Origin of the sequence: Variovorax sp. WDL1 (genome assembly GCF_001541225.1) — a bacterium.
Classification (GTDB): domain Bacteria; phylum Pseudomonadota; class Gammaproteobacteria; order Burkholderiales; family Burkholderiaceae_C; genus Variovorax.
In genome coordinates this window covers 1-9132 of sequence record NZ_LMTS01000193.1, presented here as the reverse complement: position 1 = coordinate 9132, position 9132 = coordinate 1, and the positions used below count along the sequence as shown (strand labels likewise).

Genomic DNA, 9132 nt, shown 5'->3' with positions numbered 1-9132 from the left:
TTTACAACGTCGATCGCGTGTCGAAGTCCGAAGGGCTGGATGGCCTGCCTTCGGACTACTCGAAGATGCCGCCGAAGGTGCCCGAGCTGGGGCCGCCGCTGCCGGGTGATCTCGGCCCAGCCATCGTGAACTCGCAGCGGCCGGTGACGCCGACGTATGTACCGCCGGGCCATGACCCCGAGGATGCCTTGCGCAAGGAGGCCGACGCGGCGGCGGCCTCGTCGGTGTTCTTCCGCTCGGGCGGTCAAGGCCAGGCAGCCGCCACGGTGGCGCAGGCGGCGCCGGGTGCGCCTGGTGGTGCAAGCACGCTGGCGGCCTTCGATCCGCTCACCGCTGGGCCAGCCTCGACGGCGGCTCAGCCTGCCGACCCGACCGCCGTGCAGAACCGGCAAGACCAGAAAGAGGCGTTTCTGAAAGCCGGTTCTACGGAAACCCGCAATTCCGGCAATCTGGCGCTGCCGGCGTCGCCCTATCAGGTGATGGCTGGGACGGTGATCGCGGGCGCGCTGGTGACAGGCATCAAGTCCGATCTTCCGGGCGACGTGATCGCCACGGTGACGGAGCCGGTCTATGACACGGCCACCGGCAAGTTCCTGCTGATCCCGCAGGGATCGCGCATCCTCGGACGCTACAACAGCCAGGTCAGCTACGGGCAGAGCCGCGTGCAGGTGGTGTGGAACCGGGTCATCCTGCCTGACACGTCCTCGCTGACGCTCGACAATCTTGTCGGCACCGACCCGGCCGGCTACGCCGGCCTGGAAGACGACGTGGACTGGCATTGGAATCGCATCGTCGCGGGCGCTGTGCTGACGACGCTGCTGGGCGTCGGCGCCGAGCTGGCTGCGCCGGAGAACCGCCAGGACGGCAACCGCATCGTCATCTCCGGGCGCGACAGCGCACAGGACAGCATCAATCAGGTCGGACAGGAGATCACCCGGCGCAACATGAACATCCAACCGACGCTGACCACGCGGCCGGGCCTGCCGGTGCGGATCATCGTCAATCGGGATCTGGTGCTGCGGCCTTACCAACCGCTGTTCTTCAATCGGGGAGCTTCGCAATGAGCACGACCAAGAAGCTGCGGCTCGGGCCGCTGCCCAAGACCGAGAACGTCAAGCTGACGTTCGCTTGCCCGGCCAGCCTGAAAGCCGACCTCGACCGCTACGCCGCGCTGCACGCGCAGACGTATGGCGAGCCGGTCGACACCATGACGCTGATCCCGCATATGCTGGAGGCGTTCATGGCGGGGGACCGGGGGTTTCGCAGGAAGCGATCAGGGTAAGGGTAGTCGCACTGCTGCTTCAAGACCGAAGCGACCTTGCTCCTAGAGTTGATGCCCTTGCAGCAAGGCGGTTGGAGTGAACATATCGCAAAGCATCAGCACATGATGCTTGGCGCGGGTGATGCCAACCCGCGCCAGTTTGCGGCAACGAGGGTGAGGCGCAGCCTCTTGAGTGAAAAGCAGAGGGCTGCTGTTCGGATCGTCGAAAATGATTGCTGCGTCGAACTCCTTGCCCTTCGACTTGTGAATGGTCATGACGTGGATACCTCTCAGGTCGTTGCCGCCTGACAAGAGCTGGTCTTCCGCGATGGCCGTATCAAGCGCACCGCGCGCATTTCGATACGCTCCCTGCGTTTGCCAAAGTTCGGTCAGTGCTGCTGAGATACGGCGGCCACGCTGGAAGGCGACGAGCTGCTCGGCATCCTCTGCTATGACTTGAAGCGGGTTGGCGCCTGCGTTACGAAGAATGCTGCGCGCATCCAACCAATCCCGTTTCGGGTCTCCCGAGAACTCGTGTATGCGCAATGTACGTAGCGCATCCAAGAGCTTGGATGCCACTCCGTTAGCGCGCGGGGAAGTGCCACCGCGGCTTTGTACGGCGCTTGCTGCCAACCGCTGCGCGGTGGCAAGGTTGGTATTTCCGCCGCGTGCCCGGAAGACCGTCGCCGCAAGGTCAAGGCCGTCTGCCAAGTCCAGCAGTTCCTCCGCTGCCGGCCTGCGCGGCTCCAGCATAAACGCGACCATGCGACTCGAAAGCAGCACCGATGCTTCATCAATCATCACTCGATGCGGGATCAAGTTCGCGCCATTACCAGTCAGAGCACGGGAAACGACGTTGACACCGCGCCCCCATGTTGCCAGTACGGCCAAGCTCTCGATGTCGCCCTGGGCGGCCTCCTTTGCGCGCTGAATGGCGATTCCGATTGCTTGGCGGATCGCGCGATCACGGTACTCTCGGTTGGCGCGATAGTTTATGCGTGATACACCCTGGTAAGCCGCGCCTCTCGGTGTGTTCAGTAGCACGTCGTTGGCGAAGGCGACGATTTCTGAATTAGGACTCCGGTGATTCTCGCCTGCCAGATCCACGCGTAGCGGTTGCAAGGCGGCCATGATGTGCGTTACTCGGTCTGAGCTGACGCCCGGCCGGAAGTCGTAAATCTGCTGGTCCAAGTCGGCGAGGCACATCATTTGCGTGCCAGCGGATAGCAGTCGAACACACTGCCACTGATCTTCTGCTGTGTCTTGCGCCTCATCCACAACGATCAACGGATAGCACGACGAGAACAGCTCGCGCAGGCGTGCGCTTCGAGACAGTAGTTCGTGAGCCTTCGGAGCGAACAGGTCGAATGCGACCCTCCCTGTTTCCCGAAACAATCGTTGGCGCTCGACATTCCAATCGCCACCATTGTTCTCGAACTCGTGGCGCATCGCCGCCTCATCATGAGGCATTAGTAGACGCAACGACTTTGGCGCGCCCAGCAAGTATCCGTATGCCTGCAAGATGCGCCAGAAGAACGAGTGGAACGTCTGGATTGAGAGCTTTCCTTGCAGAGCGGCAGGCAACTGCGTCTTACTCGCTTCGGCGACGCGCGCCACAGCAGCACGCGAGAAGCTGAGAAAAAGAACAGACTGACCAAGTGAAAGGCCCCGTTCGATAACGAGTCTGGCCTTTGCCAAAGCGATGGTCGTCTTGCCGCTGCCTGGGCCGCCCGTAACGAGGATCGCACCGTTCTCGTCGAGAATGCTCTGTCGCTGCGCACAGATGACCAGGGCCATGGCTTACAGTTCCTCGGGGTCATCGGCCGCGGCCGCGTTGTCACCTGCAGCTTCTGCTCCGGCATCGACCTGCGCGGCAGGTGCTTCCTTGCGCTTCGGCTTTGGATAGCGTTGGTAGATGTCGGCGAGGAAGTCGGTAATGGTCTTGGGCAACTCGGCCACGGCACACAGTTGCAGCAGCTTTGCCGCACCACCTTCGCCTTTCAGGCCCTTCAATGTGGAAGTGGTCAGCTTGCGTAATTCGTCGTCAGCGGGGCGGGCCGCCGGAATCCCAAACCGGCCGTCGGCATCCTCGGTGCGTAGGGCCTCCAAATACTGCCATTGCCGATCCAAGGGGGTTTCCTCAGCCATCAGCACTTCGGCACCTTTTTGCTGGATTTCTTTGGCTACCACGTAGCTACCTTGCAAGGTGGCGATTTCCGCATCCGTGCGCTTTTTGCGGTCGAAGAAGGCAAAGGCTGGAGTCCCGATTTCCTTGAAGAAGGCCCCCAACTTTTCCAGGTTCCCGTCACCATCGGCATTGATGACAGACAGGCCGGCCACGTCCAAGGGGAACAGGGCCGGATCACTGTCTTCCATCTTCTGCGCGACCACCAACAAGGCATCCTGTTCGGTGATGCCTTCACCGACGATCACGCCTTGCCCGAGCATGGCTTCGGCGATGGCTCGGCGAAAGTTTTGTCGGTAGTTCTTGGCCTTCATGCCAGCCGGCAGCTTGATCGCCGTGCCGCTCAAGGTGCCGTGTTGGTCGCGGTTGAGCTTCAGTATCCCGTCAGGCTCGAAACGCTCGATGACGTATGGCGAGTGCGATGTAACGAAGCACTGCGAAGTTTTTTCGAGTAGGTAGTTCGCAATCCGCCGCTGTGTATGGGGCGGAAGGGCGATCTCGGGTTCTTCCATCGCAAAGATGACGTTGTCTTTCTTAAGTTCGGCGATAAAGGTCAGCAGCGCCAGCAGGAGCGTGTTCAATGTTCCGCTGCCGGTCTGTTGGAACGGGACGGCTTCCTCTCCACGCCCCATCGTCAAGAAGAAAGCGATGGTCTTCCGCAGGTGCTCACGCGTGAGCTGGGAGACGAACAGACGGGTCGAACGCCCCTCGCTGCCGGGCGCGATGTATTCCGCCAGCCTTGCCTCGATTTCATCGAGGATCGGCCCCAGCTCGGTAGCGTCAGCGTCTATCGGAGGATCAAGAGTAGCCAGACGCTTGCGAATGCTCTCCCACATCCCCTTGCGGGCTTCTTTCATGCGCAGGATGTTGTCGAGCAGCGTGCCGCGCTCCAAGCTCAATGCACGCGAGCCGGTGCGGATGGTGCGCAGGTAAAGAAAGCCTATCGCTCGTTTGACCTTAGGGAAGGTCTGAACAACGCACTCTGACACTTGGATTTCAGCGTCAGAGCGCCGGACCAGCGTCGATTTGATCAATTTCCCGCCCTTTCAGGCGGTTTCTGGCGGGTTTTCCCGCCTTACAGGCGCACCACCCCCATCGCCGGCAACAGGCGCCGGCGCGCCATCCACAGGTTCGACAGCGCGAACAGCGTCAGCACCTGCGCCGCGTTCTTCGCCAGGCCGCGGTAGCGCACCTTCGTGTAGCCGAACTGGCGCTTGATCACCCGGAACGGATGCTCGACCTTCGCGCGCAGGCTCGCCTTGTACCGCTCCCAGCGCTCGGTGTAACGCCGCTCGCGCGGGTTCTTCATCGCCCGCAACTTCGACGGCTTCTCCGCGATCAGGAAGCCGGCCTCCACATCCTTCAACTCTTCACGCTTGTCGGCACCGGTATAGCCGCTGTCGCCACAGATCGTGTCTTCCCGGCCGTGCAGCAGCCTGTGTACCCGGGTCACGTCGGCCACGTTCGCCGCCGTGCACTCGACGTGGTGCACCAGGCCGGATTCATCATCGACGCCGATGTGCGCCTTCATGCCGAAGTGCCACTGGTTGCCCTTCTTCGTCTGGCACATTTCCGGATCGCGCTTGCCTTCGGCGTTCTTCGTCGAGCTCGGCGCGGCGATGATCGTCGCGTCCACGATCGTGCCCGCGTGCAGGCTCAGGCCCTTGCGCGCCAGATGCGCATTCACCCGCTCGAAGATCCGCCCGGCCAGGCCGTGGGTTTCCAGCAACCGGCGGAAGTTGAGGATCGTGGTCTCGTCGGGAATCGCGTCCACGCCGCCCAACCGCGCGAACCGGCGCATCACCGGCGTGTCGTACAAGGACTCTTCCATCGCCGGGTCGCTGAGCGCGTACCACTGCTGCAGGAAATGGATGCGCAGCATCGTCGCCAGCGGGTACGGCTGGCGGCCGGGACGGCCCAGCTTCGGGTAGTGCGGCTCGATCAGCGCCAGCAGCGCCTGCCACGGCACCACCTGCTCCATCTCGGCCAGGAAGATCTCCCGCCGCGTGCGCTTGCGCTGGCCCAGGGTCTCGGCATCACCGAACGTCAGCTGCATCGATCGTCACCCCAATCTGGTGCGCTATTGTCGCCCGCAGCAGCGGAGTTGTTCAGACCTTCCTTAGTGGGAATTGACCTGGGATCGGCGTCGTCATCGTCGTCGCTTCGGCCATAGATCGTTTTGGCGAAGAACTGGTCCTCTTCGATGTCGTATTGAGCAGCGGTAATCAGGCGAAGGCAGAGTTCCACGTTGGGGTCGTCGGCGTTACCAATCTCACCTTCGCCGAGAACCCGCTTGTCGGCCTTGTGCCAGAACTCCAGATTGGCGGCGCAGAGCTTCTTGATGTCGTCGGTGAGATCAACGAGGACGACTTCGATGCGGAGAGGAACGGGTGTTTCGCCGTCTTCGTTCAGATAGCCTGCATTACGGAAATCGAACTCCTCAACGGGGGGTGTTCGATTCAGGCGATCCGGCCCAAGCACAAGATCGAGTGCTTCGCAGATCGTGCTCTTGCCGACGTTGTTGCCCCCGATCAGGAGCGTATGCCCTGAGAAGTGAAGTTCGGCTTTCTTGATGCCGCGGAAGTTCTCTATCCCCAACCGTGAGACGCGCATGATGCCCCCAAGAGTCCTTGCTATTGTTGTTGCGACTACATGGTCGCCTTGCTTCCTTCATCTTCCAAACTACTGCACGCTCCCGGTAGCTCGTTGAAAGATAAAGCATCATCGAGCATTGACAACAAAAGCCGCCCCTGCAGAGGCAGGGACGGCTTCCAAATTGGTGCCCGAGGCCGGAATCGAACCGGCACGCCTTGCGGCGAGGGATTTTCTTACCACTTCGGCTTTCGCCGCCAGCGCATGCGCCGTTCGTGGTCTGGAGCACGCCTTCACCATAGCCTTGCGGCCGTAGGTGCCCGCCGTCTGCTCTCTACACCTTCCCAGGCGTTGGACCTGGGCTTGGTTCGGCGTTGGCTCGGATGCCGGAGCATCCAGGGCGTTCGCCGACTTTGACGGGCTTCACCTCTGGGGTTTCCCCCGGAGGGCTCAAATTGTTCAAGTCCCTTGTGTCTACCAATTTCACCACTCGGGCGTGGCGCGACGCGCTGAAAACTCCTACCTCTCTACTGACTCCTAGTTGACCCCTGACCACCAAGCCCAGCCATGAAGCCAAGTCTTGAATGCTCGCAAGCCATTGTCTCTATTGGCCTTCTGGCCAGGTGGCGCAAGTGGAAAGGACTTGACAAAACAGATTTTAAGTCCGATGTGTCTACCAATTTCACCATCCGGGCGTCCGGGTGGATATGGACAATACCCGAAACAAAAACAGCCCCCGACAACGACGGTTGGAGGGGCTGTCTGATCGATACGGCTGGAGAGGTGGAGGCGCGACCCGGAGTCGAACCGGGCTAGACGGATTTGCAATCCGTTGCATAACCGCTTTGCTATCGCGCCATGCGTTCAATCGTCGTCTTCTTCTTGGTCAACTCGCGAAAAAAAGGGAAGCTTGAAGCTTCCCTTTTTGAAAACTGGAGCGGGAAACGAGTCATGCACTAGAGCGCTAAGTCTCTGTTTCCCAATCACTTTCTCCACTGTGGTGATCAGCGAAGAACTCAATTATAGCCTTGTTTTTCGCCCTCGGCAACAAAGTTCATCCAACCACTTCCACCAGCGTCCAAGGATGATCCATCCACCCGTCGTTACGCCTGATGCGTCCAGCTGCTGAGCGGGTTCGCTATCGAACTCCAACTTGCGACGATCATGACTTGCGCTCGCTCCGCAGGCAGCGCGGGGTGGTGTCGCGTGGACTGCCTGGCACCTGGACGGCTGTAGGACACAACCGCCGGCATCGGAACACCGCAAGTACTCATCTTTACATCGCTGCGGCTAACTTCGCCGGAGCGCAACGCGGCGCCAGTGTAGTGGCAGCCAGCCTCAACGAAGGCGTGCAGCAATCCGGTTCATCTGCTCGATCTCCGCGCGCTGGCCATCGGAAATCGCTTGGCATAGGTTGACGAGTTCCGGATCTGAGAGCTGCGCCTCGCGGCACATGAGGATCGCTCCCGAATGGTGCGGGACCATAGACGCGATGAACTGTCGATCGCCGATTCCGGTTTGAGCACGGGTAGCGGCAAAAGAACCGAGTGTGAGAACGGCAAACAAGCCGTACAGCACGAGATTGAGCCGCCGGTTTGGAAACATGCCGGGCATTGTCGCTAGCATGAAGATGCCCATTGGCGCCCACATAGTGACCGCCATGTAGAGCATGTTGAGATTGTTTCTGAAGTCCCTGGCGCCGTCGATCATGCTGAACATTACGAAGTACATGACGACGAGGCCCAACACCATGTTCACCCAGAACTTGGCGTATGGTCGGCCGTGCTTACCCATCTGACCGGATGTGTGATGTTGATGTTCATGGGAATGTTCAGCCATCTCCGTCTCCTATGTGCTGGGGCAACCTGGCAGGGTCACTGGTACTGCGGCAGATACTTTGTCGATATATCAGCATGTGGAGCGATGCATCACTAACCGCTGATTTCCAGTCACCAACTGGACGTAGGGGCGTCGAACGCTTCAACTCGCTGGTCTTGAACCGTCTGGATATCAGACCATACCAAATCGGTCTTGATGGGCTTTGCGCCACCTATGACGCTGGTACCGTGAGCGCCAATATCGAGCTTGCGTCCTCATCGCTCGATGGGCCGGCAACTGATCGATTCTTGCATATCAAGCAAGACAAGGCCACCTGCGGCGGACGCCAATGGCCTCCTCCGCCTTCGCTTAGGGCATCGCCTCAAGCGTCCGTCGCAGGCCATAACGACACAACAGCCCTTGGGCAAGAAAGGAGCCGGTGATGTAGCGCACCCGAAAGGAGACGAAGACATGCACAAGGACATTTCAACATCAAAGGTGTTCTATCGTCCCATCGAGGCGGCCATCCGATGGGCTGGGTTGCTGCGGTATCTCCCGATGATCCTGGCCACGATCGCGTCACCGCGTGTCCTGCCTCGGTCGCTGAACTGCCCTCGATGGAATGAGTGCCGGCTGCACTCGGAACGTATCTATGACGGCATCCTCAACGGAGAGCTGCCCTACGGCAAGAACGGGATCACGCTCAATGATCCGAAGCTGCTCAATTCTCTGGATCTGACTGTTCGCCATGTCGATCTAAAACGCTGGATGCGCACCCACTATCCCGAGCACCGGCCAGGATTTCTGTTCAGCCGTGGCGAACGCATGGCGCATCCTTTCATCACCATGGAAACAGGACAGGCGATCCTCGTGGAGCGGCTGGCCCTTCAGGCCGCGCTTGAACAAGCCCGACGTGAGATGCGAGAACTGCAGGAGCAGCACGACACGCTACTCAAGCAATCCTCGGTGCTGTTGGCATCCAAGCAATGCGAGATCAGCGAACGGGCGGAAACGACCTATCTCAACATCATTGGAGGGATGTTGACGCTGATGCTGAGCCAGTCGCCTTCAGGCGTGCCCTATTCCAGCTTCAAAACGCAGGAGGCCCTTGTCTCTGCATTGGTCGCCCACTACGGCGGCACCATGGGCATCACTGAGCGCACCTTAAACGGAAAGTTCGCCAACGCTAAGAGGTACGTTCGTAGCGCAAGCGCATGAGGTTATCCAGCTTGTATGTGCAATCGCGGAGATTGCATTTGCAATGTCTTTCCGCAGC

General features: G+C 60.1%; 8 protein-coding genes and 1 tRNA gene. 3 read left to right on the top strand and 6 right to left on the bottom strand.

All coding sequences use genetic code 11. The annotated features are described in order from the left end of the window. Both APY03_RS25615 and APY03_RS25610 read left to right on the top strand, forming a co-directional pair. Positions 1–1064 (top strand): TrbI/VirB10 family protein (locus tag APY03_RS25615; RefSeq protein WP_232324400.1); only part of this gene is annotated, 1064 nt, incomplete at its 5' end. Continuing rightward, positions 1061–1282 carry a DUF2274 domain-containing protein gene (locus APY03_RS25610; RefSeq protein ID WP_061194849.1) on the top strand — a complete coding sequence of 74 codons (222 nt, stop codon included), beginning with the start codon at positions 1061–1063 and terminating at the stop codon, positions 1280–1282. The genes APY03_RS25615 and APY03_RS25610, both read left to right, overlap by 4 nt. A gap of 42 nt (positions 1283–1324) precedes the next feature. Here the strand turns inward: APY03_RS25610 and APY03_RS25605 are convergent, their stop codons facing one another. The 6 genes from APY03_RS25605 to APY03_RS25580 form a co-directional block, all read right to left on the bottom strand. Next, positions 1325–3058, bottom strand: a complete 1734-nt coding sequence (locus tag APY03_RS25605) for a UvrD-helicase domain-containing protein (RefSeq protein ID WP_061198500.1) — start codon at positions 3056–3058, stop codon at positions 1325–1327. A gap of 3 nt (positions 3059–3061) precedes the next feature. Next, a complete protein-coding gene (locus APY03_RS25600) occupies positions 3062–4480 on the bottom strand; it encodes an ATP-dependent nuclease (protein ID WP_232081079.1) in 1419 nt (472 codons plus the stop codon). 41 nt (positions 4481–4521) lie between these two features. After that, positions 4522–5502 carry an IS5 family transposase gene (locus tag APY03_RS25595; protein ID WP_068681365.1) on the bottom strand — a complete coding sequence of 327 codons (981 nt, stop codon included), beginning with the start codon at positions 5500–5502 and terminating at the stop codon, positions 4522–4524. Further along, the gene (locus APY03_RS25590; RefSeq protein ID WP_083944563.1) at positions 5493–6059 is read right to left on the bottom strand and encodes an ATP-dependent nuclease; all 567 of its coding nucleotides are present in this window, start codon (positions 6057–6059) and stop codon (positions 5493–5495) included. Before APY03_RS25590 ends, APY03_RS25595 begins: the two co-directional genes overlap by 10 nt. A 763-nt stretch (positions 6060–6822) precedes the next feature. Next, positions 6823–6896 (bottom strand) — tRNA-Cys (locus APY03_RS25585). A 480-nt stretch (positions 6897–7376) separates the two neighbouring features. Next, positions 7377–7877, bottom strand: a complete 501-nt coding sequence (locus APY03_RS25580; protein WP_003098996.1) for a DUF305 domain-containing protein — start codon at positions 7875–7877, stop codon at positions 7377–7379. Between the two features lie 450 nt (positions 7878–8327). Here APY03_RS25580 and APY03_RS25575 point away from each other — a divergent pair, with 450 nt between their 5' ends. Further along, on the top strand, positions 8328–9074 hold the full coding sequence (locus APY03_RS25575; protein ID WP_003120040.1) for a hypothetical protein: 747 nt from the start codon (positions 8328–8330) through the stop codon (positions 9072–9074). Positions 9075–9132 lie beyond the last annotated feature (58 nt).